Annotated in this window: 19 protein-coding genes and 4 tRNA genes; 3 read left to right on the forward strand and 20 right to left on the reverse strand. The window is 62.1% G+C overall.

Annotated elements, in window-relative coordinates; all coding sequences use genetic code 11:
• Positions 1-134: 134 nt before the first annotated feature.
• Positions 135-211, reverse strand: a tRNA-Val gene (locus tag PSH80_RS17765).
• A gap of 183 nt (positions 212-394) precedes the next feature.
• On the opposite strand from PSH80_RS17765, the gene PSH80_RS17770 reads away from it, so the two are divergent.
• A complete protein-coding gene (locus PSH80_RS17770) occupies positions 395-1,678 on the forward strand; it encodes an FAD-binding oxidoreductase (protein ID WP_057438616.1) in 1,284 nt (427 codons plus the stop codon).
• Positions 1,679-1,842: 164 nt separating this feature from the next.
• Here PSH80_RS17770 and PSH80_RS17775 read toward each other — a convergent pair.
• From PSH80_RS17775 to leuC, 19 genes are all read right to left on the reverse strand, one after another.
• Positions 1,843-1,919 (reverse strand) — tRNA-Asp (locus PSH80_RS17775).
• A 105-nt stretch (positions 1,920-2,024) separates the two neighbouring features.
• Positions 2,025-2,101, reverse strand: a tRNA-Asp gene (locus PSH80_RS17780).
• Between the two features lie 55 nt (positions 2,102-2,156).
• A tRNA-Val gene (locus PSH80_RS17785) sits at positions 2,157-2,232 on the reverse strand.
• A gap of 107 nt (positions 2,233-2,339) precedes the next feature.
• Positions 2,340-3,104: an SDR family oxidoreductase gene (locus tag PSH80_RS17790; protein WP_115129422.1), complete on the reverse strand. Its 765-nt coding sequence runs from the start codon at positions 3,102-3,104 to the stop codon at positions 2,340-2,342.
• An 11-nt stretch (positions 3,105-3,115) separates the two neighbouring features.
• Positions 3,116-4,327, reverse strand: coding sequence for an O-succinylhomoserine sulfhydrylase (locus PSH80_RS17795; protein WP_057438615.1), 1,212 nt, complete (start codon positions 4,325-4,327; stop codon positions 3,116-3,118).
• Positions 4,328-4,394: 67 nt separating this feature from the next.
• Positions 4,395-5,900, reverse strand: a complete 1,506-nt coding sequence (purF, locus tag PSH80_RS17800; RefSeq protein WP_057438614.1) for an amidophosphoribosyltransferase — start codon at positions 5,898-5,900, stop codon at positions 4,395-4,397.
• Between the two features lie 41 nt (positions 5,901-5,941).
• On the reverse strand, positions 5,942-6,499 hold the full coding sequence (locus PSH80_RS17805) for a CvpA family protein (protein WP_057438613.1): 558 nt from the start codon (positions 6,497-6,499) through the stop codon (positions 5,942-5,944).
• Positions 6,500-6,748: 249 nt separating this feature from the next.
• Positions 6,749-7,414, reverse strand: a complete 666-nt coding sequence (locus tag PSH80_RS17810; protein ID WP_057438612.1) for an SPOR domain-containing protein — start codon at positions 7,412-7,414, stop codon at positions 6,749-6,751.
• Positions 7,398-8,705: a bifunctional tetrahydrofolate synthase/dihydrofolate synthase gene (gene folC / locus PSH80_RS17815; RefSeq protein ID WP_057438611.1), complete on the reverse strand. Its 1,308-nt coding sequence runs from the start codon at positions 8,703-8,705 to the stop codon at positions 7,398-7,400. Before folC ends, PSH80_RS17810 begins: the two co-directional genes overlap by 17 nt.
• Positions 8,702-9,622, reverse strand: a complete 921-nt coding sequence (gene accD, locus PSH80_RS17820; RefSeq protein WP_038442050.1) for an acetyl-CoA carboxylase, carboxyltransferase subunit beta — start codon at positions 9,620-9,622, stop codon at positions 8,702-8,704. The genes folC and accD overlap by 4 nt, the downstream gene beginning before the upstream one ends.
• Positions 9,623-9,866: 244 nt before the next feature.
• Complete coding sequence (locus PSH80_RS17825) at positions 9,867-10,499, reverse strand: phosphoribosylanthranilate isomerase (protein WP_057438610.1); 633 nt, start codon at positions 10,497-10,499, stop codon at positions 9,867-9,869.
• Positions 10,500-10,563: 64 nt separating this feature from the next.
• The gene (gene truA, locus PSH80_RS17830; protein WP_057438609.1) at positions 10,564-11,388 is read right to left on the reverse strand and encodes a tRNA pseudouridine(38-40) synthase TruA; all 825 of its coding nucleotides are present in this window, start codon (positions 11,386-11,388) and stop codon (positions 10,564-10,566) included.
• A gap of 238 nt (positions 11,389-11,626) precedes the next feature.
• Complete coding sequence (locus tag PSH80_RS17835; RefSeq protein WP_305417761.1) at positions 11,627-14,197, reverse strand: FimV/HubP family polar landmark protein; 2,571 nt, start codon at positions 14,195-14,197, stop codon at positions 11,627-11,629.
• A 162-nt stretch (positions 14,198-14,359) separates the two neighbouring features.
• Positions 14,360-15,370: an aspartate-semialdehyde dehydrogenase gene (locus PSH80_RS17840; protein WP_057960178.1), complete on the reverse strand. Its 1,011-nt coding sequence runs from the start codon at positions 15,368-15,370 to the stop codon at positions 14,360-14,362.
• A gap of 235 nt (positions 15,371-15,605) precedes the next feature.
• Entirely contained in the window at positions 15,606-16,718 is a 1,113-nt protein-coding gene (asd, locus tag PSH80_RS17845; RefSeq protein ID WP_057444111.1) for an aspartate-semialdehyde dehydrogenase, read from the reverse strand.
• A 64-nt stretch (positions 16,719-16,782) separates the two neighbouring features.
• Positions 16,783-17,865, reverse strand: coding sequence for a 3-isopropylmalate dehydrogenase (leuB, locus tag PSH80_RS17850; protein ID WP_057438607.1), 1,083 nt, complete (start codon positions 17,863-17,865; stop codon positions 16,783-16,785).
• Positions 17,866-17,918: 53 nt separating this feature from the next.
• Entirely contained in the window at positions 17,919-18,683 is a 765-nt protein-coding gene (locus PSH80_RS17855; protein WP_198792583.1) for a class I SAM-dependent methyltransferase, read from the reverse strand.
• Between the two features lie 146 nt (positions 18,684-18,829).
• Positions 18,830-19,474: a 3-isopropylmalate dehydratase small subunit gene (leuD, locus tag PSH80_RS17860; protein WP_057438605.1), complete on the reverse strand. Its 645-nt coding sequence runs from the start codon at positions 19,472-19,474 to the stop codon at positions 18,830-18,832.
• A gap of 10 nt (positions 19,475-19,484) precedes the next feature.
• Complete coding sequence (leuC, locus tag PSH80_RS17865) at positions 19,485-20,903, reverse strand: 3-isopropylmalate dehydratase large subunit (RefSeq protein ID WP_057438604.1); 1,419 nt, start codon at positions 20,901-20,903, stop codon at positions 19,485-19,487.
• A 146-nt stretch (positions 20,904-21,049) separates the two neighbouring features.
• On the opposite strand from leuC, the gene PSH80_RS17870 reads away from it, so the two are divergent.
• Both PSH80_RS17870 and PSH80_RS17875 read left to right on the forward strand, forming a co-directional pair.
• Positions 21,050-21,940: a LysR family transcriptional regulator gene (locus PSH80_RS17870; protein WP_057438603.1), complete on the forward strand. Its 891-nt coding sequence runs from the start codon at positions 21,050-21,052 to the stop codon at positions 21,938-21,940.
• A 63-nt stretch (positions 21,941-22,003) separates the two neighbouring features.
• Positions 22,004-25,282 carry an EAL domain-containing protein gene (locus tag PSH80_RS17875; RefSeq protein WP_120733624.1) on the forward strand — a complete coding sequence of 1,093 codons (3,279 nt, stop codon included), beginning with the start codon at positions 22,004-22,006 and terminating at the stop codon, positions 25,280-25,282.
• Positions 25,283-25,292 lie beyond the last annotated feature (10 nt).

Below are 25,292 nucleotides of genomic sequence, written 5' to 3' on the forward strand. Positions count from 1 at the left end.
GACGAAAAGAAAATCAGAGTACCTGGAGACGGGTACGGAACTGGCGTTTTGAGTAAGGCCTTTGCAAATCGCAACAAAAAAGGGCCCACCTTTCGGTGAGCCCTTCTAGACCGCCCAGCAGAGCGGATTTTGTTTGGTAGGCGCGATTGGACTCGAACCAACGACCCCCACCATGTCAAGGTGGTGCTCTAACCAACTGAGCTACGTGCCTGCTGTGAGGCGGCATTCTACGGAATTCCCGAGGGGTGTCAACACCTTTTTTGCAGCTAAGCCTATGAATATGCGAATTTTTTATTTTTTATCAGCAGCGCTGCTTTTTCGAGTGGCTGGCAGGGCATTTTCAACTCAGGTAGGATCGGCGCACTCGTAAAAAATATAAAACAGAGGTTCCAGTATGGCGAACACCCCCTATCCCCAGTCGTATTACGCCGCGTCCGCCAATGCGGCTCCTCCGCGGCCAGTGCTGCAAGGTGAGGTTGAAACCGATGTGTGCGTGATCGGCGCTGGCTATACCGGGTTGTCGAGCGCGCTGTTTCTGCTGGAGAACGGCTTTCGCGTAACGGTACTGGAAGCCGCCAAGGTGGGCTTCGGTGCGTCCGGACGCAATGGTGGCCAAATCGTCAACAGCTATAGCCGTGATATCGACGTGATCGAACGCAGCGTCGGCCCCCAGCAGGCGCAACTGTTGGGACAAATGGCGTTCGAGGGCGGCAGGATCATCCGTGAGCGGGTTGCCAAGTACCAGATCCAGTGCGACTTGAAGGACGGCGGTGTATTCGCCGCGCTCAATAGCAAGCACATGGGCCACCTGGAGTCGCAGAAGCGCTTGTGGGAACGCTATGGCCATACCCAGCTGGAGCTGCTCGACGAGCGGCGCATCCGCGAGGTGGTGGCCTGCGAGAACTACGTGGGCGGCCTGCTGGACATGAGTGGCGGGCATATCCATCCGCTCAACCTGGCATTGGGTGAAGCGGCGGCAGTGGAGTCCCTGGGCGGCACCATCTACGAACAGTCCGCCGCCGTGCGTATCGAACGTGGCGCCAACCCTGTCGTCCACACGGCGCAAGGCAAGGTGAAGGCTAAATTCATCATCGTCGCCGGCAACGCCTACCTGGGCAACCTGGTGCCCGAGTTGGCGGCCAAGTCGATGCCTTGCGGCACCCAAGTGATTACCACGGCGCCACTGGGCGATGAACTGGCCAACCGCCTGCTCCCCCAGGATTTCTGCGTCGAAGATTGCAACTACCTGCTCGACTACTACCGACTGACCAGCGACAAGCGCCTGATCTTCGGCGGTGGCGTGGTGTATGGCGCACGGGATCCAGCGAACATCGAAGCGATCATCCGGCCGAAGATGCTCAAGGCTTTTCCGCAATTGAAGGATGTAAAAATCGACTACGCCTGGACCGGCAACTTCCTACTGACCCTTTCGCGCCTGCCCCAGGTCGGTCGCATCGGCGACAACATCTACTACTCCCAAGGCTGTAGCGGCCATGGCGTGACGTACACCCACCTGGCAGGCAAGGTACTGGCTGAAGCCCTCAGAGGCCAGGCAGAGCGTTTTGATGCGTTTGCCGACCTGCCGCACTACCCGTTCCCGGGCGGCCAACTGTTGCGCACGCCATTTGCGGCACTGGGCGCGTGGTACTACGGGCTGCGGGACAAGCTGGGTTTCTGATCAACACCCTGCAGGAGCCGGCGTGCTGGCTCCTACAGGTCGAATCATCAAATCGCAGACACAAAAAACCCCGGTCTTTCGACCAGGGTCTTTGCTATCGATCCAATCAAGCATAACGCTTTTCTTGGCGCTCTCAGGGTGTTCAGTGGACCCTGGAACAGATATGGCGCAGCGGACGGGACTCGAACCCGCGACCCCCGGCGTGACAGGCCGGTATTCTAACCGACTGAACTACCGCTGCGTATCGCTCAGACTGCTGAAGTGTCACCTTCAACCGCCTTCAAACATCTGACTGAGCAGCCTTGGCTGTTCAATCTCAAATCCGAAACATCGGACCTGGAAAATATGGCGCAGCGGACGGGACTCGAACCCGCGACCCCCGGCGTGACAGGCCGGTATTCTAACCGACTGAACTACCGCTGCGCGTCGGTGCAACCTTTAACGTTGCGTCTTGCCCGAAGGCAAAACTCTCAAGAAGTGGTGGGTGATGACGGGATCGAACCGCCGACCCTCTGCTTGTAAGGCAGATGCTCTCCCAGCTGAGCTAATCACCCTTTGCTTCGTTGAGGCCGCGAAATTTACGCAGATGGCGGACCTAAGTCAAGAGCCTGCTTGAAGTTTTTCTGAAAAAGACAAAATAACGTCAAGTGCAGGACCCGCCCTACTCGCTGTAAATCATCTTCTTGCTCATCCCACCGTCCACCACGAACTCTTGCCCAGTGACGAACCCGGCGCTGCGCGACAGCAGCCACGCCACCATGGCTGCCACGTCCTCAACCGTGCCTACCCGGCCCGCAGGATGCTGCGCATGATCGGCGTCACTCAACGGCTCTGCACGGCGCGCCGCGGGATCACGGGCGTCGATCCAGCCCGGGCTGACAGCGTTGACCCGCACCTCCGGCCCCAGGCTGATAGCCAGCGCGTGAGTCAGGGCCAACAGGCCGCCCTTGCTCGCCGCGTAAGCCTCGGTATCCGCTTCCGACTGCCGCGCCCGGGTCGAGGCGAGGTTTACGATCGAACCACCATGGGCACGCAGATAGGGCGCACAGTGCTTGGCCAGCAGCATCGGCCCACTGAGGTTCACCGCCAGCACCCGATTCCAGTAAGCCAGGTCCAGGCTATCCAATGTGATATTGCGCGGATCGGCCACAGCGGCATTACACACCAGGGCATCCAGGCGCCCGAACTGACCCAGCACTTCGGCCACCCCAAGGGCCACCTGCTGCTCATCGGCCACGTCCATGGTGATAAACCAGGCGTTGTCACCCAGCACCCTGGACACCTTGGCACCCCGCTCGCGGTCCAGGTCAGCCAACACCACCTGCCAGCCTTCGCTGACCAGCCAGGCCGCGATCCCCAGGCCGATACCGCGTGCCGCACCCGTCACCAACGCGACCCGGCCATTACTGACGCCAGCCGCCTCCAGGGACCACTCGATCACAAGGCAGCCAGCCCGCGAGCCAGGTCGGCCTGCAAGTCAGTCACGTCTTCCAGGCCAACGGCAACACGGATCAGGCTGTCGCGGATACCCGCGGCTTCACGCTCCTGCGGTGCCAGGCGACCATGGGAAGTGGTACTTGGATGGGTAATGGTGGTTTTGCTATCACCCAGGTTGGCGGTGATGGAGATCAGGCGTGTCGCGTCGATAAAGCGCCATGCGCCCTCTTTGCCGCCCTTGACCTCGAAACTGACCACAGCCCCGAAGCCACGCTGCTGACGCTGGGCCAGCTCGTGTTGCGGGTGGCTCTTCAAGCCGGCGTAGTGGACTTTCTCGATGCCGTCCTGCTGCTCCAGCCACTCGGCCAGGGCCTGGGCGTTGGCGCAATGGGCCTTCATCCGCAGGCTGAGGGTTTCCAGGCCCTTGAGGAAAATCCACGCATTGAACGGGCTCAGGGTCGGGCCAGCGGTGCGCAAGAAGCCCACCACTTCCTTCATCTGCTCGCCGCGGCCGGCCACCACGCCGCCCATGCAACGACCCTGGCCGTCGATGAACTTGGTGGCCGAATGCACCACGATATCTGCGCCGAGCTTCAGTGGCTGCTGCAGGGCTGGCGTGCAGAAGCAGTTATCCACTACCAGCATCGCGCCCTTGGCATGCGCCACTTCGGCGAGAGCGGCGATGTCCACCAGCTCTGCCAGCGGGTTGGACGGCGACTCGACAAACAGCAATTTGGTATTGGCCTTGATGGCCGCATTCCAGCCAGAAAGGTCCGCCAGCGGCACGTAGTCGACTTCAATGCCAAAGCGCTTGAAGTACTTTTCGAACAAGCTGATGGTCGAACCAAACACACTGCGCGACACCAATACGTGATCACCGGCGCTGCACAGGCTCATCACCACGGCGAGGATCGCCGCCATGCCGGTAGCTGTGGCGACCGCCTGCTCTGCCCCTTCCAGCGCCGCGATGCGCTCTTCGAAGGCGCGCACCGTCGGGTTGGTATAGCGGGAGTAAACGTTACCCGGCACTTCGCCAGCAAAGCGCGCCGCCGCGTCCGCCGCGGTGCGGAACACGTAGCTGGAGGTGAAGAACATCGGGTCACCGTGTTCACCTTCCGGCGTGCGGTGCTGGCCGGCGCGCACAGCCAGGGTATCGAAAGCCACACCATCGAGGTCGCTGTCCAACCGACCGGCATCCCATTCCTGACTCATGCTGCCACTCCTTCACTCAAATTCTTTATTTAACATACAAAACCGGCCCCTCAGGGCCGGTAGTTACTCAGTTGTTGTACAGATCGATGATCGCGCTGACCGCCTGGGTCTTGATCTTCGATGAGTCGTTACGCGCCTGCTCAATCTTGTTCAGGTACGCCTCGTCGACATCACCTGTCACGTACTTGCCATCGAAGACCGCGCAATCGAACTGCTCGATCTTGATCTTGCCGCCGCCAACCGCTTCGATCAGGTCAGGAAGGTCCTGGTAAATCAGCCAATCGGCACCGATCAGGTCGGCTACATCCTGGGTCGAACGATTGTGCGCAATCAGTTCGTGGGCGCTCGGCATGTCGATACCGTACACGTTCGGGTACCGCACGGCAGGCGCAGCAGAACAGAAGTACACGTTCTTCGCCCCGGCTTCGCGAGCCATCTGGATGATCTGCTTGCACGTGGTGCCACGCACAATGGAGTCATCCACCAGCATCACGTTCTTGCCGCGGAATTCCAGCTCGATGGCATTGAGCTTCTGGCGTACCGACTTCTTGCGAGCCGCCTGGCCCGGCATGATGAAGGTGCGGCCGATGTAGCGGTTCTTGACGAAACCTTCGCGGAACTTGACGCCCAGGCGGGTAGCCAGCTCCAGCGCGGCGGTGCGACTGGTGTCCGGGATCGGGATCACCACGTCGATGTCATGCTCAGGGCGTTCGCGCAGGATCTTCTCGGCGAGCTTCTCACCCATGCGCAGACGCGCCTTGTACACCGAAACACCATCAATGATCGAATCCGGACGCGCCAGGTAGACGTGTTCGAAGATGCATGGGGTGAGTTTCGGGTTGATCGCGCACTGACGGGTATGCAGCTTGCCGTCTTCGGTGATGTACACCGCTTCGCCCGGCGCCAGGTCGCGCACCAGGGTGAAGCCCAGTACATCCAGGGATACGCTTTCGGAGGCGATCATGTACTCGACGCCTTCGTCGGTGTGACGCTGGCCGAACACGATAGGACGAATGCCGTGCGGGTCGCGGAAACCGACAATACCGTAGCCGGTGATCATTGCCACGACCGCGTAGCCGCCTACGCAGCGGTTATGCACGTCAGTCACGGCAGCGAACACATCTTCTTCGGTCGGCTGCAACTTGCCGCGCTGGGCCAGTTCGTGGGCGAACACGTTGAGCAGCACTTCCGAGTCGGAGTTGGTGTTGACATGGCGCAGGTCAGATTCGTAAATCTCCTTGGCCAGTTGCTCAACGTTGGTCAGGTTGCCGTTGTGCGCCAAGGTAATGCCGTACGGCGAGTTGACGTAAAACGGTTGAGCTTCGGCCGAAGTCGAGCTACCGGCAGTCGGATAACGCACATGGCCAATGCCCATATGCCCGACCAGGCGCTGCATGTGACGCTGATGGAACACATCACGTACCAGGCCATTGTCCTTGCGCAGGAATAACCGGCCGTCATGGCTGGTCACAATACCGGCAGCGTCCTGGCCGCGGTGCTGGAGGACGGTTAGCGCGTCATACAGCGCCTGATTGACGTTCGACTTACCGACGATACCGACGATGCCACACATGCGACGCAACCCCTACTTAATGAATCTTGACTGAACAATACTTACTGCGGCGCGTTGCCGGGCAAGAGATGTTCCTTGAACGGAAGATCAGCGGGTACGCTGATACCGCTGGCCAGCCACTGACTGCTCCACCCCAATATGAGGTTCTTGGACCAATCTGCAACCAATAGAAATTTTGGCACGAGACTCGACTCCTGCCACCATGCATCCTGCTGTACCGGACCCAGGCTCAACAGCCCGACCGCAACGACCACCAGCAACGCGCCACGCGCGGCACCGAAGGCCATGCCGAGAAATCGATCGGTCCCGGAGAGGCCGGTGACACGTATCAATTCGCCGATAAGATAATTGACCATTGCTCCCACCAGCAGCGTGGCGATGAACATGATGGCGCAGCCCGCGATGACGCGAGCCGAAGGTGTTTCGATATAACCGGCCAGATAAACGGCCAGGGATCCGCCGAACATCCAGGCGACGACTCCTGCAACGATCCAGGTCAGCAGCGACAATGCTTCTTTGACGAAGCCGCGGCTTAGACTGATCAATGCGGAGATGGCGATGATGGCTACGATCGCCCAATCAACCCAGGTAAATGGCACAGTGCAGCCTACAGACGGATAAGGCGGCGCATTTTAGCAGAGCGCTGGGCTATCGGTAAGCGGTGTTTGGCAGTCCATTGCAAATCAATGGGTTGTGGCAAGCCATGACCACCTCAAGCTAGGCAAAAACCAATGTGGGAGCGGGCTTGCCCGCGATAGCGGCGTGCCAGTCAACTAAACTATCGACTGGTCCACCGTCATCGCGGGCAAGCCCGCTCCCACACAAGCCTGCATACACATTTGGATGTTTCAGCCGCGCTCTGGCTGGAAGCGCACCACAAAGCCCTTCAGGTTCTGCTGGCGACCCAGCAAGTCCCGCAGGCGGTCAGCCTCGGCACGCTCGATCAGCGGACCGACAAATACCCGATTCTTGCCATTGGCAGTTCGGATATACGCGTTATAACCCTGGCTGCGCAGGGTTTTCTGCAAGGCTTCGGCGCTTTCGCGATTGGACAGGCTGGCGAGTTGCACCGACCAACTGATCGGCAGGCCATTCGGATCAATACGGCTTTGCCCCACATCAGGCTTGCCCGGGGCTGCGGGCTGCGGTGCGACCGGTTTCGGCGCAGGAGCAGGTGCAGCCGGCTTGGCGGCGACCACAGGCGCAGGAGCAGGGGCAGGTTTTACCACCGGCACACTCGGCTGGATCGGCGCCGAAGGTGCTTGCTGTTCGGCAATTTCCGCATCGGTCGGCACCGGTTCTTCCTCGGGCAGCGCCTGCGGCTCAGGCACCACTACCGGCTCGACCTGGACCTGCGGCATCACCGGCGCCTGGGGCGCCGCCGGTGCTTCGACCGTAACCTGGCGCTGCTCGTCCTGGCGAGAAAACAGCATCGGCAGGAAAATCACCGCCAATGCCACCAGCACCAGGGCTCCGACCATTCGCTGCTTGTATGCGCTATCCAGTAATGCCATGTGCAGCTTCCTCCGTGGAGCGCCGGGCCAACCACTCAAGCGCCTCGGCAACACAATAAAATGATCCGAACAACAGAATCTCGTCCTCGGCCGTTGCCACCGCGCATTGAGCCTCCAATGCAGCGGTTACGCTTGCATGGGACGTCACCGTCGCGCCAAGGTTCTGCAACACCGCCTGCACATCATCCGCCGTACGGGTGCGCGGCGTATCCAGCGGGGCGACGGCCCAGGACTGCACACTGCCCAGCAAAGGCGCGACCACACCGTCCAGATCCTTGTCCGCCAGCAGGCCGAACACCGCCAGACGCCGACCCGCCGGCGCCTGGAGCGACAAACGACGCGCCAGGTACTGCGCAGCATGGGGGTTATGCCCGACATCCAGCAACAGGTTCAAGCGCTTGCCTTGCCACTCGAACGAGCGACGATCCAGGCGCCCGACCACCTGCGTACGCTGCAAGGTATCGGCAATCTGCCCGGCATTCCACGGCAGATCCAGCAACAGGTAGGCCTGCAGGGCGAGCGCGGCGTTTTCCATGGGCAGGTTCAGCAGCGGCAGGTCGTGCAGCTCGACCCCCTGGCCCCGCGCATCGACACCGTGCCACGACCAGCGATCGCCTGCCACTTCCAGGCCGAAGTCCCGGCCCCGCAGGAAAAACGGGCAATCCAGCTCGCGCACCTTATCCAGCAAGGTATGGGGCGGGTCCACATCACCGCACAGCGCCGGCTTGCCCTGGCGGAAGATCCCGGCCTTTTCATAGGCCACGGATTCGCGGGTATCGCCCAGGTAGTCAGCATGATCCACACCAATGCTGGTCACCAACGCGAGGTCGGCATCCACCACATTGACGGTATCCAGACGACCGCCCAGACCGACTTCCAGCACCACCGCATCCAGTTGTTCACGCTCGAACAGCCAGAACGCGGCCAGGGTGCCCATCTCGAAATAGGTCAGGGAGGTTTCGCCACGTCCAGCATCCAGCGCCGCAAAGGCTTCGCATAACTGCTCGTCAGTGGCTTCGACGCCATTGAGCTGCACACGCTCGTTGTAACGCAGCAAGTGCGGCGAGCTGTAGACGCCCACCTTCAGGCCCTGGGCCTGCAGCAACGCGGCGACGAAAGCGCAGGTAGAACCCTTGCCGTTGGTGCCAGTGACCGTGATCACCCGTGGCGCCGGCCGCCCCAACCCAAGGCGGGCCGCTACCTGTTGCGAGCGCTCCAGCCCCATGTCGATGGCTGACGGATGCAACTGCTCGAGGTAGGCGAGCCATTCGCCCAGGGTTCGTTGGGTCATAGGTTTGCAGGCACCGGCGGCACAACGATGGGCTCGACCTTAGGCGCGACGTACACCGGGGTCGGCAAACCCATCATCTGTGCCAGCAGGTTGCCCAGGCGCGGACGCAGTTCGGAACGGGCAATGATCATGTCGATGGCGCCGTGCTCCAGCAGGAACTCGCTGCGCTGGAAGCCTTCCGGCAGTTTTTCACGTACGGTCTGCTCGATCACGCGTGGGCCGGCAAAGCCGATCAGCGCCTTGGGCTCGCCGACAATCACGTCGCCCAGCATCGCCAGGCTGGCGGAAACGCCGCCGTAGACCGGGTCGGTCAGGACCGAGATGAACGGGATGCCTTCTTCACGCAGACGCGCCAGTACCGCAGAGGTCTTGGCCATTTGCATCAGCGAGATCAGCGCTTCCTGCATCCGCGCACCACCGGAGGCGGCGAAGCAGATCATCGGGCAACGGTTTTCCAGGGCGTAGTTGGCGGCGCGTACAAAACGCTCACCGACAATGGCGCCCATCGAGCCACCCATGAAGGAGAACTCAAACGCCGACACCACCACCGGCATGCCCAGTAGCTTGCCGCTGACGGAGATCAGCGCATCTTTCTCGCCCGTCTGCTTTTGCGCAGCGGTCAGGCGGTCCTTGTACTTCTTGCCGTCGCGGAACTTGAGGCGGTCCACCGGTTCCAGGTCAGCGCCCAGCTCGGCACGGCCATCGGCGTCGAGGAAAATGTCGATACGGGCGCGGGCGCCGATACGCATGTGGTGATTGCACTTGGGGCAAACGTCCAGGGTCTTTTCCAGCTCCGGGCGGTACAACACCGCGTCGCAGGAGGGGCACTTGTGCCACAGACCTTCAGGGACCGAGCTTTTCTTCACCTCGGAACGCATGATCGAGGGGATCAGTTTGTCTACTAACCAGTTGCTCATGCTTTCTTTCTCCAGTACCGGTGGCTTGAACACAGCCCCGCGTATGCCCTTGAGCTAAATTCATTGATGTGGCGATAACAACTGCAGGACGGGGTCAGACGTTCGACCAGCCATTTCCTGCACCTGCCCTCAGCCTTCCAGACAACCCGCCAGTGCGTGGTTGCCACTTCATTGGCGCCGCCCGAGGGCAACGCCGGCCTGTTTTACACAGTGGTAGTTACTGACGGCGGCAGACTGCCAGCCGTCACATCGCGCCACTGCTGCTGCGCACTGCCTGCATGAATGCGTGAATCTTGCCAGAGTCCTTGATGCCCTTGGCCTGCTCCACCCCGCCACTGACGTCGACGGCATACGGGCGAACCTGGGCAATGGCCTGCGCCACATTGTCAGCGCACAAGCCACCCGCCAGGATGATCGGCTTGCTCAAGCCCTGGGGGATCAGCGACCAATCGAAGGCCTCGCCGGTACCGCCAGGAATGCCCTCGACATAGGCATCGAGCAAAATCCCGCTGGCCCCGGCGTAGGCGGCACAACTGGCGGCGATATCGTCCCCGGCCTTGACCCGCAGCGCCTTGATATACGGGCGATGGTAGCCGGCGCACTCCTCCGGGGTTTCGTCGCCATGGAACTGCAACAGGTCCAGGGGCACCGCATCCAGGGTTTCATTGAGCTCGCAGGCGCTGGCGTTGACGAACAGCCCCACAGTGGTCACGAACGGCGGCAAGCCGGCAATGATCGCCCGGGCCTGCTGCACCGTTACCGCCCGCGGGCTCTTGGCATAAAACACAAAGCCAATGGCGTCAGCCCCCGCCTCGACTGCCGCCAGCGCGTCTTCCATGCGGGTAATCCCGCAAATCTTGCTGCGAACGCCTGACATATCGTCGGAACCTCAGGGGGCTGTCCAGGAAAGTCCCGGATGGTAACAAATGCTTTTCCGGGCGTCAGCCGCCAAGTTCAGTGAAACCAGTGAGGAAGTGTGGCCCGATGAAACGCTGCGGCAGCTCGAACTCGTCGCGGTACTCCACCTCCACCAGGTACAGGCCGAACGGGTGCGCCGTGACCCCGCCGGTACGCCGCACCCGGCTCTCCAGCACCTCCCTGGCCCACTCCACCGGGCGCTCGCCGGTGCCGATGGTCATCAGCACCCCGGCGATATTGCGCACCATATGGTGCAGGAACGCCCCGGCGCGGATATCCAGGACAATCATCTTGCCGTGACGGGTCACCCGCAGGTGGTGGACTTCCTTGATCGGCGACTTGGCCTGGCACTGGCCGGCGCGAAAGGCGCTGAAATCGTGGATCCCCACCAGATGCTGGGCCGCTTCAGCCATGCGCTCGGCGTCCAGCGGACGGTGGTTCCAGGTGATTTCTTCGTTCAAGTGCGCCGGACGGATCTGATCGTTGTAGATCACATAGCGGTAACGCCGGGCAATCGCCTTGAACCGCGCATGGAAGTGCGCCGGCATAACCTTGGCCCAGCTGACACTGACATCGTGGGGCAGATTGATATTGGCGCCCATGACCCACGCCTTCATCGAACGCTCGGCCTGGGTGTCAAAATGCACCACTTGCCCGCAGGCATGTACGCCCGCGTCGGTGCGCCCGGCGCACATCAATGAAACCGGCGAGTCGGCGACCTTCGACAGGGCCTTCTCCAGGGTTTCCTGCACGGTCGGCACGCCAGAGGCCTGGCGCTGCCAGCCGCGATAGCGCGAGCCTTTGTATTCCACGCCCAGGGCGATTCTGAAAAAGCCGGCGGCCGCCATTTCGGCGGCCGCGTTATCTATATTTGCCAAGAGCTGAGAGCCTGATAGTTGCGCAAAGGCGGCCATTATAAAGTGCCAGGCCTGGGCCTGGGGCATTTTGTGGGCGCTGGCTTGCCTGCGATAGCCGCGCCTCGTTTTTACTGAGGGACCGAGTCGCCTCTATCGCGGGCAAGCCCGACTCCCCCATTTAAATGCAAAACGGCGACCCGAAGGCCGCCGCTGCGTTAATTGCCGGTAATCACACCAGGCGGCTGAGCATTTCCTTGGCTTCGCTACGCTGGCCGTCGTCACCCTCAGTGAGGACTTCGGCCAGGATGTCACGCGCACCGCCCTCATCGCCCATGTCGATGTAGGCCTGGGCCAGGTCGAGTTTGGTGGCGACTTCGTCGGTACCCGACAGGAAGTCGAATTCCGGCTCATCGTCGCCCTTTGCCGCATCTTCAGCGGTGAAGCTCGGTTCGATCGACGGGCTTTCCAGGCTCTGCGACAGACGTTCCAGCTCGGCGTTGACGTCGTCAAGCTCCGAGGCGAATGCGTCCGGCTTGCTCGATGATGCAGGCTCGTCGGCCAGGGACAGGTCGAAGTCTTCCGGCAGGTCAAAGTCATCCAGCGCAGCTGGCGTCAGGGTGGGCGGCTCGACCGGCGGCAGGTCCTTCATCTCTTCTTCCAGGCCCGAGAGGAAGTCATCGTCGGACTGGGAGGCTGGCGCATCCAGCTGCAAGTCGAGGTCAAAGTCGGACAGATCGTCAGGGCTGGCCTTGGCCTCGGTTTGCTGCTGCAGCACCGACTCAAAGCTCAGGTCATCGACCTCGGGCTCCGGCGCGACCACTGCCGGCGACGCGGCTTCCAGGTCATCCAGGCTCAGGTCGAAATCATTGTCGAAAGCGTCGGTTTCAGGCGCGGGAGCAGGCGCCGGCTCTTCCTGGAGCAGATCCTTGACGTACTGCGCATCAAGCGCGGCGGCGGCGACCGCAGCACTGACGCCCGCCGCGAGCACGGCCATGGCCGGGTAGCGATTTTTCAACAGCTCGACCTGGGCGTGGTTCTCGCCATTGGCGACCAACTGGCGCTCCTGGGTCACGAAACCGTCCTTGTCGCCCTGCTGGCCGTAGACTTCCAGGAGCTTGAGGCGCAGGTCACTGCGCGCGGGCTCCAGCTTGATCGCCTCTTCCAGCACGGCCGCCGCCTGGTTCAAGTGACCACGGTCCAGATGGGACTGGGCCTGGGCCAGGGCATCGGAGGAACCGGGTTCGATGATCAGTTTGCTTGGCGGCGCCATGCTGGTCGCCGGGGCAGGCACTGGCACTGGCACCGGCGCCACGGTAACCGGAGCTGGAGCTGGAGCTGGAGCTGGAGCTGGAGCCAGCTTGACGCTTGCCGCCGGGACTTCAAGGCCCTCGAAACTGTCCAGAGACAGGTCCTGCTCAATATTCGAGGAAAATTCCGGCTCTTCGGCCAGCGCCCGCGCCATGCGCAGGTGTTTTTCCTCTTCCAGGCGCGCATTGCGATGGCGCGCCCATAGCAGCAGGAGCAACAACACCAGGAGGCCGGCGGCACCACCGATCACCCCGAGGACGATAGGGTTGGTCAGCAGGTCATTGAACTTGCCTTCGGTGCTGGCCACTGGCGCGGGCTCAGCCGGGGTTTCCACTGGCGCGACCACCGGCGCTTCGGCAGCCGGAGCAGGGGCAGCAGGCGCGGTCGGCGCCGCAGCCAGTTCGGCAGGGATTACAGCCGGCTGCGCCGGGGCGCCGCCTTCAGCCTGCAACTTGGCCAGTTGGTTGTTTTTCAACTCAATCAGCCGCTGCAGCTTGTCCAACTGACTTTGCAGGTCAGTCATGCGGCTTTTCAGTTCTTCATTTTCGCGGCGGGTCGAATCCAGGCTTTCCTGGGTCACCGCCAGCTTGTTGTTCAAAGCCTTGCTATCACCCGCCGCGCCCTTGACGCCCGCCTTGGCGGCTTCGGCCGAGACCAGGCTCAGGTTGTCCTTCGCTGCCGTCTGCGACGGCGCTGCGCCGGCCTGGGTACGTTTGGTCGCATCCAGTTGCTGGCGCCCCGCTGCCTGATTGTTAGCGCCACGGCGCCCCTGGCGCCAGGCCGCATTCTGCGCGGTCACTTCGGCGATCGCCTCGGGCTGCGGCAGACTGGTGCTTTGTACCGGGTCCGGCATGCGCAATACCTGGCCGGTCTTCATACGGTTGATGTTGCCGTCGACAAAGGCTCCCGGGTTCAACGCCTGGATCGCCAGCATGGTCTGCTGGATCGAGCCGCCATTGCGATTTTTTGCGGCGATTTCCCACAGGGTGTCGCGAGAAGTCGTGGTGTATTCCGCCGCCTTGGTCACACTGGCAGCAGCAGGCGGGGCAAGACGGGGTGCCGGGGCGCTGGCCTCAGGGGCTTTTTGCTCGAACTTGGCCGGGTCCAGCAAGACGCTGTAGTCACGCATCAACCGACCATTCGGCCATTGCACCTGCAACAGGAAGCGTACATAGGAATCAGGCAATGGCTTGCTCGAGGTGACACGAACCACACTGCGACCGCTGGGGTTGAGCACCGGGGTAAAGGTCAGCTCATCGAGGAACGCCTGGCGATCGACCCCCGCATCCACAAAGGCCTGGGAAGACGCGAGGCTGGGCACGATATCGGAGGCTGTCAGCCCGCCCACGTCGAGCAGCTCGATCTCCACCGACAGAGGCTGGTTCAACTTCGACTTGAGGGTCATCTCCCCAAGTTGCAGCGCTTGCGCCATACCGGAGGACAGCGCCGAGGCGGCCGCTATTGCTAACACCAGTTTGCGAACTTGAACCATAGCCTCATCCTTTGTTTGAACACTCCTCGGCCGGCGAGAAGGTTGGGTACCGCTGCCATTCGGCATGGCGAGCCGATAGTTCACCGACGCGCAACTTTTCCTGCATGGGGCCAAGCATAGCGCTTGGCTAGAATCAATCTACAAATTGCCGCCAAGTATCTTTTACACAAGGTGTTTTATCAACAACTGTGCCAGTTGCACGGCGTTAAGCGCCGCGCCTTTGCGTACGTTATCTGACGTCAGCCACAAGTTTAGTTCCGCCGGGTCGTCGATGCCGGCACGCACCCGCCCCACGTAGACCACGTCCTGACCGACCGCATCCCCAACGGCTGTAGGGTAATCGCCCTCTTCCACCAGTTCGATGCCCGGCGCCGCTTCCAACGCGCGATTCACTGCGCCCAGGTCCACAGCGCCCGCCAGTTGCAGGGACACGCTCAGGCTATCGCCAAAAAACACCGGAGCTTGAACGCAGGTCGCGGAAATTTTCAGTAACGGTAGTTCAAGCAGGGCGCGCAGTTCGTGGACCAGGCGCTTTTCCAGGGCAGTGTGGCCCTGCGCATCCGGCGTGCCGACCTGGGCCAACAGGTTGAAAGCCATCTGCCGGTCAAAGAATTTGGGTTCCAGGGGCCGTACATTCAGCAGCTCGGCGGTTTGCCGGGCCAGTTCGCTGACGGCTTCACGGCCCTGGGCGGACACCGCCAGGTTAGCGGTGACGCTGACGCGCTGGATATCCAACAGCCCCCGCAGCGGCGCGAGGACCACTGCCAGATGGGTGGCGCAAGGGCTTGGGCTACCGAGCTGGAATGGCTTTTTCAAACCGTCCAGCATCTGGGCATTGGCTTCCGGCACCACCTGGGGCGCCTGTTCGGCCGGCAAGGCGCCGGACAGGTCGATCAACGAGCAACCCGCCGCAGTGGCGCGGGGGGCGAAACTCAAGGTGACCGCCGGGCCTGCGGCGAAGAAAGCCAGTTGCACCTTGCTGAAATCAAATTCATCGACTTCCCGCACCCGCACATTTTTGCCGCGAAACGGCACCGACGCGCCGGCCGACTCGCTACTGGCCAGCAGGTGCAAGGTGCCTACCGGGAAGTCCAGCTCTTCGAGGATCTGCACCAGGGTTTCGCCAACCGTACCGGTGGCGCCGATCACGGCGATATCAAAGGTCTGGGTCATGGAGGCTGCCTCGGGCATTGCGGGGGGAGCGGCACTTTACCGGGTGGTGGGGAGTGAGGCAATGATCGTTCCCATGCTCTGCGTGGGAACGCTGCCGTGGACGCTCCGCGTCCATTCCTGAGGCTGTGACGCGGAGCGTCAGGGGAGGCATTCCCACGCGGAGCGTGGGAACGATCAGGCATAAAAAACCCGCGCCTGTCACCAGAACGCGGGTTTCTTCAACACCACAAAGCGATCAACGCTCCAGCAGGATCCGCAACATCCGGCGCAGCGGCTCGGCCGCGCCCCACAGCAGCTGGTCACCTACAGTGAAGGCGCCCAGGTACTGGGTGCCCATGTTCAGCTTGCGCAGACGGCCCACCGGTACATTCAGGGTGCCTGTGACCTTGGTCGGGCTCAGCTCCTGCATGCTGATTTCGCGGCTGTTCGGCACCAGCTTGACCCACGGGTTGTGCTGGCTGATCAGCCCTTCGATGTCGGCGATCGGCACGTCTTTGTTGAGCTTGATGGTCAGCGCCTGGCTGTGGCAGCGCATGGCGCCGATCCGCACACAGATACCGTCCACCGGGATCGGGTTCTTGAAGCGCCCGAGGATCTTGTTGGTCTCGGCCTGGGCCTTCCACTCTTCGCGGCTCTGGCCGTTCGGCAGTTCCTTGTCGATCCACGGGATCAGGCTGCCGGCCAAGGGCACGCCGAAGTTCTCGGTCGGGTAGGCGTCGCTGCGCATGGCCTCGGCCACACGGCGGTCGATGTCGAGGATCGCGCTGGCCGGGTCGGCCAGTTGATCGGCGACGGCCGCGTGGGTCGCGCCCATCTGCTTGATCAGCTCACGCATGTTCTGCGCGCCGGCACCGGAGGCCGCCTGATAGGTCATGGCGCTCATCCACTCCACCAGCCCGGCTTCGAACAGGCCACCCAGGCCCATCAGCATCAGGCTGACGGTGCAGTTGCCGCCGACATAGTTCTTGGTGCCGGCGTCGAGCTGCTGGTCGATGACCTTGCGGTTGACCGGGTCGAGGATGATCACCGCGTCGTCCTGCATACGCAGGCTGGACGCGGCGTCGATCCAGTAGCCCTGCCAGCCGGCTTCGCGCAGCTTGGGGAAGACTTCACTGGTGTAGTCGCCACCCTGGCAGGTCAGAATGACGTCGAGGGTCTTCAGCTCTTCAATGTTGTAGGCGTCCTTGAGCGGGGCGATATCCTTGCCCACGGACGGCCCTTGGCCACCGACATTCGAAGTGGTGAAAAACACCGGCTCAATAAGATCGAAATCCTGCTCTTCCAGCATCCGCTGCATGAGCACGGAACCGACCATACCGCGCCAACCGATCAGACCTACACGTTTCATCGCAACTACACCTTGTTAAAAAGTGGGCCGCCTTGCAGCAACAACTGCAAGCGGGCCAGAGAGATTACAGATTCCGCAGCGCGGCGACTACTGCGTCGCCCATTTCCTGCGTCCCGACCTTGGTGCAACCCTGTGACCAGATGTCGCCGGTACGCAGGCCCTGGTCCAGCACCAGGCTCACCGCCTGCTCGATGGCATCCGCCGCTGCGCTCAGGTTGAAGCTGTAGCGCAACATCATCGACACCGACAAAATGGTCGCCAACGGGTTGGCAATGCCCTGGCCCGCGATGTCCGGCGCCGAACCGTGGCACGGCTCGTACATGCCCTTGTTGTTGGTGTCCAGGGACGCCGACGGCAGCATGCCGATGGAACCGGTGAGCATCGAAGCCTGGTCAGACAGGATGTCGCCAAACAGGTTGTCGGTGACGATCACGTCGAACTGCTTGGGCGCACGCACCAGTTGCATGGCGGCGTTATCCACATACATGTGGCTCAGCTCGACGTCCGGGTAATCCTTGGCCACTTCTTCGACGATTTCGCGCCACAGTTGGCTGGACGCCAGGACGTTGGCCTTGTCCACCGAGCAGACCTTCTTGCCACGCACACGGGCCATGTCGAAACCGACACGGGCGATGCGGCGGATTTCGCTCTCGCTGTACGGCAGGGTGTCGTAGGCCTGGCGCTCGCCATTCTCCAGCTCACGCACGCCCCGTGGCGAGCCGAAGTAGATGCCACCGGTCAGCTCACGCACGATCAGGATATCCAGGCCTGCCACCACTTCCGGCTTGAGGCTCGACGCGTCGGCCAGTTGCGGATAGAGGATCGCCGGGCGCAGGTTACCGAACAGGCCCAGTTGCGCACGGATCTTCAGCAGGCCGCGTTCTGGGCGGATGTCGCGTTCGATCTTGTCCCATTTCGGCCCGCCCACGGCGCCGAGCAGCACGGCGTCGGCAGCACGGGCGCGGTCGAGGGTTTCATCGGCCAGGGGCACGCCGTGCTTGTCGATGGCGGCGCCGCCGATCACGTCGTGGCTCAATTCAAAGCCCAGGCTGTACTTGCTGTTGGCCAATTCCAGGACCTTGACCGCTTCGGCCATGATTTCCGGGCCAATACCGTCGCCAGGGAGAATCAGAATCTGCTTGCTCATGAGTTCCTCATTTCATCAAGCGACCCGCCCGTGGGCAGGTCGGGAAAAATTAATCAGCGCTCAGCGAACACCACCAGCACGTCGGTGCTGAAGGTGCCGTCGGCTTGAATTTCATAGTAATCGCGCACTTCCTGGCCCATCGCCTGCTGCAACGCCAGGATTGCTGCGCGCAATACGGGCGGGGTGCGCATGCGTTCGACCCACGAGGTGTATTCCAGGCGCAGGCGCTGGCGACTGCTGTTGCGCACATGCAGGCCGGCTTCGTTGAGCTGGCGCATCCACTCGCCGGCGCAATAATCGCGCACATGGCTGGTGTCGCGCAGCACTTCGACGGTTTGCAGGTAAGTGTCCAACAGCGGGCTGCCCGGTGACAAGACATCGACAAACGCCGCCACGCCGCCCGGCTTGAGCACCCGGCGCACTTCGCGCAGGGCCAGGCCGAGGTCGCTCCAGTGATGGGCCGAGTAGCGGCTGAACACGAAGTCGAACTCGCCATCGGCGAATGGCAGGCGCTCGGCGGTGCCATGCAGGGTGCGGATGTTGTCCAGGCCGCGCTCCACTGCCGCCGCGGCGACCACGTCGAGCATCTGCTGGGACAGGTCGTAGGCCACCACTTCCTTGACCAGCGGTGCTACATGGAAACTCACGTGACCGGCGCCACAGCCCAGGTCCAGCAGGCGTGCCGCGCCCTGCCCGGCCAGTTCGGCCTGCAGCAGTGCGAACTCGGTGCCCTGGGCGTGCACGGCACTGCTCAGGTAGGCCGAGGCCTGTTCGCCGAATTGCTTTTGCACGACTTGGGTGTGGGCGGTGCTGGTCATGGTGATGTTCCTGGCTTTTGTGGTGTTCATACAGGCCCTTTCGCGAGCAAGCCCGCTCCCACATTTGAGCGCATTTCAACTGAAGGAACTCGGTCGAATGTGGGAGCGGGCTTGCTCGCCAAGGGGCCAGTCCAGCCTACATAGAATTACGCATCACGAAACAACCAAGGCTGGCTGGCCCGGTGCTTGGCTTCAAACGCGGCAATCGCCTCGCCGTCCTGCAAGGTCAGGCCGATATCGTCCAGGCCATTGATCAGGCAGTGTTTGCGGAAGGCATCCACTTCAAAGTGGTACACCTTGCCATCCGGACGGGTCACGGTCTGTGCGGCGAGGTCGACGGTCAACTGGTAGCCGACATTGGCTTCCACTTGCTGGAACAACTCGTCCACTTCGGCATCGCTCAAGATGATCGGCAGCAAGCCGTTCTTGAAGCTGTTGTTGAAGAAGATGTCGGCGTAGCTCGGCGCGATAATGCTGCGAAAGCCATATTCTTCCAGGGCCCACGGCGCGTGTTCACGGCTGGAGCCGCAACCGAAGTTTTCCCGGGCCAACAACACGCTGGCGCCCTGATAGCGCTCGGCGTTGAGCACAAAATCCTTGTTCAACGGGCGCTTGGAGTTGTCCTGGTAGGCGTAGCCCACGTCCAGGTAGCGCCACTCATCGAACAGGTTCGGGCCGAAACCGGTGCGCTTGATCGACTTCAAGAACTGCTTGGGGATGATCTGGTCGGTGTCCACGTTGGCACGGTCCAACGGCGCGACAAGACCGGTGTGTTGGGTAAAAGCTCTCATCGGGTATTCCTCAGATCAATTCGCGAACGTCGATGAAACGACCGTTGACGGCAGCGGCGGCGGCCATGGCCGGGCTGACCAGGTGGGTACGGCCACCGGCGCCCTGACGCCCTTCGAAGTTACGGTTGGAGGTGGACGCGCAATGCTCCCCCGACTCCAAACGGTCCGGGTTCATCGCCAGGCACATCGAGCAGCCCGGCTCACGCCATTCAAAACCGGCTTCGAGGAAGATCTTGTCCAGCCCTTCGGCCTCAGCCTGGGCCTTCACCAGGCCCGAACCTGGCACCACAATGGCTTGCTTGATGGTCGAGGCCACTTTGCGGCCCTTGGCGATCACCGCCGCGGCGCGCAAGTCTTCGATCCGCGAGTTGGTGCAGGAACCGATAAACACGCGGTCCAACTGGATGTCGGTGATCGCCTGGTTGGCTTTCAAGCCCATGTACTTCAAGGCGCGCTCGATGGAGCCGCGCTTGACCAGATCGGCTTCCTGGGCCGGGTCCGGCACGTTCTGATCAACGGCCAGGACCATTTCCGGCGAGGTGCCCCAGCTGACCTGTGGCTTGATCTGGGCCGCGTCGAGCTCGACCACGGTATCGAACACCGCGTCGGCGTCGGACACCAGGTCTTTCCAGGCCTCGACGGCAGCCTCCCACTCGGCGCCAGCCGGTGCGAAAGGTCGGCCTTTGACGTATTCCACGGTTTTTTCATCCGCCGCGACCATGCCCACCCGGGCACCGGCTTCGATGGACATGTTGCAGATGGTCATGCGGCCTTCGATGGACAGGTCGCGAATCGCGCTGCCGGCAAACTCGATGGCATGCCCATTACCGCCAGCGGTACCGATCTTGCCGATCACGGCCAGCACGATGTCCTTGGCGGTCACACCGAACGGCAACTTGCCTTCGACGCGCACCAGCATGTTCTTCATTTTTTTGGCGACCAGGCACTGGGTCGCGAACACATGTTCCACCTCGGAGGTGCCAATGCCGTGGGCCAGGGCGCCGAATGCACCGTGGGTCGAGGTGTGGGAGTCGCCGCAGACCACGGTCATGCCCGGCAAGGTCGCGCCCTGCTCCGGGCCGATCACGTGGACGATGCCCTGGCGCACGTCGTTCATCTTGAATTCGGTGATGCCGTACTCGTCGCAATAGTCGTCGAGAGTCTGGACCTGCAAACGCGAGACCTGGTCGGCAATGGCTTCGATGCCGCCCTTGCGCTCCGGGGTGGTTGGCACGTTGTGGTCCGGGGTGGCGATGATCGAGTCGACGCGCCAAGGCTTGCGCCCGGCCAGTCGCAGGCCTTCGAACGCTTGGGGCGAGGTCACTTCGTGGATGATGTGACGGTCGATGTAGATCAGCGACGACCCATCATCGCGCCGTTTCACTTCATGGGAATCCCAGAGTTTGTCGTAAAGCGTTTTGCCGGCCATCAGTCGGTCCTCATCAGCGTCTTTCTATGCCCTGGGCGTTGAACGATTCAATAACCCTTTGGCTTGTGAGGCTGATGCTATGGCGTTACATTAAATAACTCAAATTCATATTTTTTATGCTTTGGATAACCGACTGGAATACCACTATGGACCTGGCCAACCTCAATGCCTTTATTGCCATCGCCGAAACCGGCAGCTTCTCCGGGGCCGGAGAGCGCCTGCACCTGACGCAACCGGCGATCAGCAAGCGCATTGCCGGCCTTGAGCAGCAATTGAAGGTGCGCTTGTTCGATCGGCTGGGCCGTGAGGTCGGCCTGACAGAGGCCGGACGCGCCCTGCTGCCCCGTGCCTATCAGATCCTCAATGTGCTGGATGACACTCGCCGCGCCCTGACCAACCTGACCGGCGAAGTCAGCGGGCGCCTGACTCTGGCGACCAGCCATCACATCGGCCTGCACCGCCTGCCCCCGGTATTGCGCACTTTTACCCGGGAATACCCGAATGTGGCCCTGGATATTCAGTTCCTGGACTCGGAAGTGGCCTACGAGGAAATCCTCCACGGCCGCGCCGAAGTGGCGGTCATCACCCTGGCCCCGGAGCCCCACAGCCTGGTGCGGGCCACCCCGGTGTGGGACGACCCCCTGGATTTCGTGGTGGCGCCCGAACACAGCCTGGCCAGTAACGGCACCATCAGCCTGACCGACATTGCCCGGCACCCAGCGGTATTCCCCGGCGGCAACACCTTTACCCACCATATCGTGCACCGCCTGTTCGAGGCCCAGGGCCTGACGCCGAACATCGCCATGAGCACTAACTACCTGGAAACCATCAAGATGATGGTCTCCATCGGCCTGGCCTGGAGTGTGTTGCCGCGCACCATGCTTGATGATCAAGTGGCCAGTATCGCTTTACCGGGCATACAGCTCAGTCGCCAGCTAGGCTATATCGTGCACACCGAAAGGACGCTGTCGAACGCTGCGCGGGCTTTCATGAGCCTATTGGATGCACAGGTTGATCCGGCCGCGACGCCGGCATGAGGCCGTGCGGCCTGTAGACCCTGTTCCCGCGCCGAATGCCCATCGAGCCAAGGCCCCTTGATAATGCCCAACCCCGTCGATCCCGTGCCGCCGCTGCCCCGCATCCACGCCCTGGACCCCCAGCTGGCGGAACAAAGCTGGGACAACGCCCCACAGCTGTTGGCGGCGCTCAATGCCGCACGGCTCGGTGCCTGGAGCTGGGATATCGACAGCGGGCGGATCAGTTGGTCGCGCGGCACCCAGGCGCTGTTCGGTTTCGACCCCCGGCAGCCGTTGCCCAAGGACCTGGACTACCTCGACTTGCTGGCCGCCGAAGACCGCGGCCGCGTGATCCGCGCGTTTCACGCGGTCCTGGCCGGCGCGCCCTTCGAGCAAGCCATGCATCACCGCATCCAGTGGCCGGACGGCAGCCTGCACTGGCTGGAAATCAACGGCAGCCTGCAGCCGGATGCTTCGGGGCGCCGCCGGATGATCGGGGTGATCCGTGAAACCACCCAGCAGCGCGAGCGCGAACATGCCCTGGGCCACTCGGAAAAACGCTTCGCCACGCTGTTCCACCTGTGCCCGAACATGGTCCTGCTGACCCGCCAGGAAGACGGCCTGATCAGCGAGGCCAACCAGTATTTCGAAAGCCTGTTCGGCTGGCCGGTCAACGATGCCATTGGTCGCACCACCCTCGACCTGGGGCTGTGGGTCCACCCCGAGCAACGGGCCCTGTTGGTCAGGGCGACCCAGCGCAAAGGCGAACCGATCACCATGGAGGTGCAATTTCGCGCCAGCAATGGGCAAATCCATGACGGTACCCTCAGCGCGCAAAAGGTCGAACTCGACGGCCAGGCCTACCTCATCAGCACCTTCCTCGACACCACCGAGCGCAAGAACGCCGAGCAGGCCCTCAAGGACAGTCAGGAGCGCCTGGACCTGGCCCTGGACTCGGCCCAACTGGGCACCTGGGACTGGCATATCCCCAGCGGCATGCTTTATGGCTCGGCGCGGGCCGCACAGTTGCACGGCCTGGATCCGCACCCGTTCCATGAGTCCTTCGATGCTTTTTTTGAAGGCATGCCCGATGAAGAGCGCGCCAGCATGCGCGATGCCTATCGCACCCTGCGTGAAGGGCCGGCCGGCAACTACCAGTTGACCTACCGCGTGCAACTGGGAGACGGCAGCTCGCGCTACCTGGAAAGCCGCGCCCGCCTGTATCGCGACGCCCAGGGCGCACCGCTGCGCATGGCGGGCACCTTGCTGGATATCACCGACCAGGTCGAACGTGAACAGCGCCTGAGCGCCTCCGAAGAAAAGTTCGCCAGCCTGTTCCTCGCCAGCCCCGACCCGATTTGCGTGACCACCCTGGCCAGCGGCGAATTCGTTGAAATCAACCCCAGCTTTACCCAGACCTTTGGCTGGAGCGCCGCCGAAGTCATCAACCACACCGCCGAGCAGATCGGCTTGTGGGATGAGCCGACCCAACGCCTGCAGCGCATCGAGCAAGTGATTCGCGAACAGGCGCTAAACAATGTGGCCATCATCGTCCATCACAAAAATGGCCAGCGCCTGACCTGCATGATTTCCAGCCGGTTGATCAAGGTCGGCCACCAGCGCTGCGTGGTCACCACCCTGCGCGATATCACCCAGCAACAGCGCTCGGAAGCGGCGCTCAAGGCCAGCGAAGAAAAGTTCGCCAAGGCCTTCCATTCCAGCCCCGACGCCGTGTCCATTACCGAGCGCGACACTGGGCGCTACGTGGAGGTCAATGACGGTTTCTGCCGCCTGACCGGCTACCGCGCCGAGGAAGCGATCGGCCTGACCCTCTACCAGATCGGTATCTGGGCCGACGAAAACCAGCGCACCACGCTATTGGCCGAATTACAGGTCAAAGGCCGCATCCATCACATGGACATGCTCTGGCACAACAAACGCGGCGAGTTGCTGGCGGTGGAGGTGTCGGTCGAGCCGATTACCCTCAATGAAACGCCGTGCCTGCTGCTGACCGCACGGGATGTGAGCCTGCTGAAAAGTGCGCAGGCGCAGATCCGTCACCTGGCTTATCACGACCCCCTGACCAACCTGCCCAACCGCGCCCTGCTGATGGACCGCCTGAGCCAGCAGATCGCCTTGCTCAAACGCCACAACCTGCGGGGCGCGCTGCTGTTTCTGGACCTGGATCACTTCAAGCACATCAACGATTCCCTCGGCCACCCGGTGGGCGACACCGTGCTGAAAATCGTCACCGCACGCCTGGAAGCCAGCGTGCGCATGGAGGACACGGTGGCGCGCCTGGGCGGCGATGAATTCGTGGTGCTGCTCAGCGGCCTGGAGGGTTCACGAATTGAGGTCAGTAAACAGGTGCAATTGCTGTCCAACACCCTGCGCGAGTTGCTGTCCGAGCCGATGTTTCTCGATGGTCAGCGCTTGCAGGTCACCCCCAGTATCGGCGTGGCGCTAATCCCCGATCACGGCTCGACGCCGGCGGACCTGCTCAAGCGCGCGGATATCGCCCTGTATCGGGCCAAGGACTCGGGGCGCAACACCACGCAGATGTTCCATAACAGCATGCAACGCACTGCCAGCGAGCGCCTGCGCATGGAGACGGATCTGCGCCTGGCGTTATCACGGGGCGAGTTCAGCGTGCATTACCAGCCCCAGGTGGATGCCCGGGACAATCGCATTGTCGGCGCCGAGGCCCTGGTGCGCTGGCAGCATCCGCAACTGGGCGCACAGTCACCCACAGAGTTCATCAAGGTTCTGGAGGACAGCGGACTGATCCTTGAGGTCGGCACCTGGATCCTCGACGAAGCCTGCGCCGCGTTTGCCCGCCTGATCGCCGAAGGCCTGGTGGAGCCGGAAGGCTTCAGCCTGTGCGTGAATATCAGCCCCCGGCAGTTTCGCCAGAACGACTTTGTCGAACGGGTGGAGCGTAGCCTGACGCAGCATCACTTGCCGTTCAGCTTGCTGAAACTGGAAATCACCGAAGGCATTGTGATTCAAAATCTGGATGACACCATCAGCAAAATGCGCCGCCTGAAAAAGCTCGGGGTCAGCTTTGCCATGGACGATTTCGGCACCGGTTATTCATCCTTGACCTACCTCAAGCGCCTGCCGGTCGATGCGTTGAAAATCGATCAGTCATTTGTGCGCGACGCCACCCACGACCCCAACGACGCCGAGATCATCCGCGCGATCGTGGCCATGGCGCGCAGCCTGAACCTGGAAGTGATTGCCGAAGGTGTGGAAACCCCTGAGCAACTGGCGTTCCTGCAAGGCCTGGGCTGCCATTTGTATCAAGGCTATTTGCACAGCCGGCCATTGCCCCTGGAGGCATTTACGCTGCTATTGAGGTAAGCGCAGGGAG

It is taken from the genome of Pseudomonas sp. FP818 (genome assembly GCF_030687335.1).
Taxonomy (GTDB): domain Bacteria; phylum Pseudomonadota; class Gammaproteobacteria; order Pseudomonadales; family Pseudomonadaceae; genus Aquipseudomonas; species Aquipseudomonas shahriarae.

What these genes read in the sequence shown, in the direction of transcription:
- PSH80_RS17810 (WP_057438612.1), bottom strand. Translation starts at nt 7,414, where the DNA reads ATGGCATTACTGGATAGCGCATACAAGCAGCGAATGGTCGGAGCCCTG.
- PSH80_RS17855 (WP_198792583.1), bottom strand. Translation starts at nt 18,683, where the DNA reads ATGACCAGCACCGCCCACACCCAAGTCGTGCAAAAGCAATTCGGCGAA.
- asd (WP_057444111.1), bottom strand. Translation starts at nt 16,718, where the DNA reads ATGAAACGTGTAGGTCTGATCGGTTGGCGCGGTATGGTCGGTTCCGTG.
- PSH80_RS17835 (WP_305417761.1), bottom strand. Translation starts at nt 14,197, where the DNA reads ATGGTTCAAGTTCGCAAACTGGTGTTAGCAATAGCGGCCGCCTCGGCG.
- PSH80_RS17825 (WP_057438610.1), bottom strand. Translation starts at nt 10,499, where the DNA reads ATGTCAGGCGTTCGCAGCAAGATTTGCGGGATTACCCGCATGGAAGAC.
- PSH80_RS17795 (WP_057438615.1), bottom strand. Translation starts at nt 4,327, where the DNA reads ATGAGTCAGGAATGGGATGCCGGTCGGTTGGACAGCGACCTCGATGGT.
- PSH80_RS17840 (WP_057960178.1), bottom strand. Translation starts at nt 15,370, where the DNA reads ATGACCCAGACCTTTGATATCGCCGTGATCGGCGCCACCGGTACGGTT.
- accD (WP_038442050.1), bottom strand. Translation starts at nt 9,622, where the DNA reads ATGAGCAACTGGTTAGTAGACAAACTGATCCCCTCGATCATGCGTTCC.
- leuB (WP_057438607.1), bottom strand. Translation starts at nt 17,865, where the DNA reads ATGAGCAAGCAGATTCTGATTCTCCCTGGCGACGGTATTGGCCCGGAA.
- leuC (WP_057438604.1), bottom strand. Translation starts at nt 20,903, where the DNA reads ATGGCCGGCAAAACGCTTTACGACAAACTCTGGGATTCCCATGAAGTG.
- purF (WP_057438614.1), bottom strand. Translation starts at nt 5,900, where the DNA reads ATGTGTGGCATCGTCGGTATCGTCGGTAAGTCGAACGTCAATCAGGCG.
- PSH80_RS17875 (WP_120733624.1), top strand. Translation starts at nt 22,004, where the DNA reads ATGCCCAACCCCGTCGATCCCGTGCCGCCGCTGCCCCGCATCCACGCC.
- leuD (WP_057438605.1), bottom strand. Translation starts at nt 19,474, where the DNA reads ATGAGAGCTTTTACCCAACACACCGGTCTTGTCGCGCCGTTGGACCGT.
- folC (WP_057438611.1), bottom strand. Translation starts at nt 8,705, where the DNA reads ATGACCCAACGAACCCTGGGCGAATGGCTCGCCTACCTCGAGCAGTTG.
- PSH80_RS17770 (WP_057438616.1), top strand. Translation starts at nt 395, where the DNA reads ATGGCGAACACCCCCTATCCCCAGTCGTATTACGCCGCGTCCGCCAAT.
- PSH80_RS17870 (WP_057438603.1), top strand. Translation starts at nt 21,050, where the DNA reads ATGGACCTGGCCAACCTCAATGCCTTTATTGCCATCGCCGAAACCGGC.
- truA (WP_057438609.1), bottom strand. Translation starts at nt 11,388, where the DNA reads ATGGCGGCCGCCGGCTTTTTCAGAATCGCCCTGGGCGTGGAATACAAA.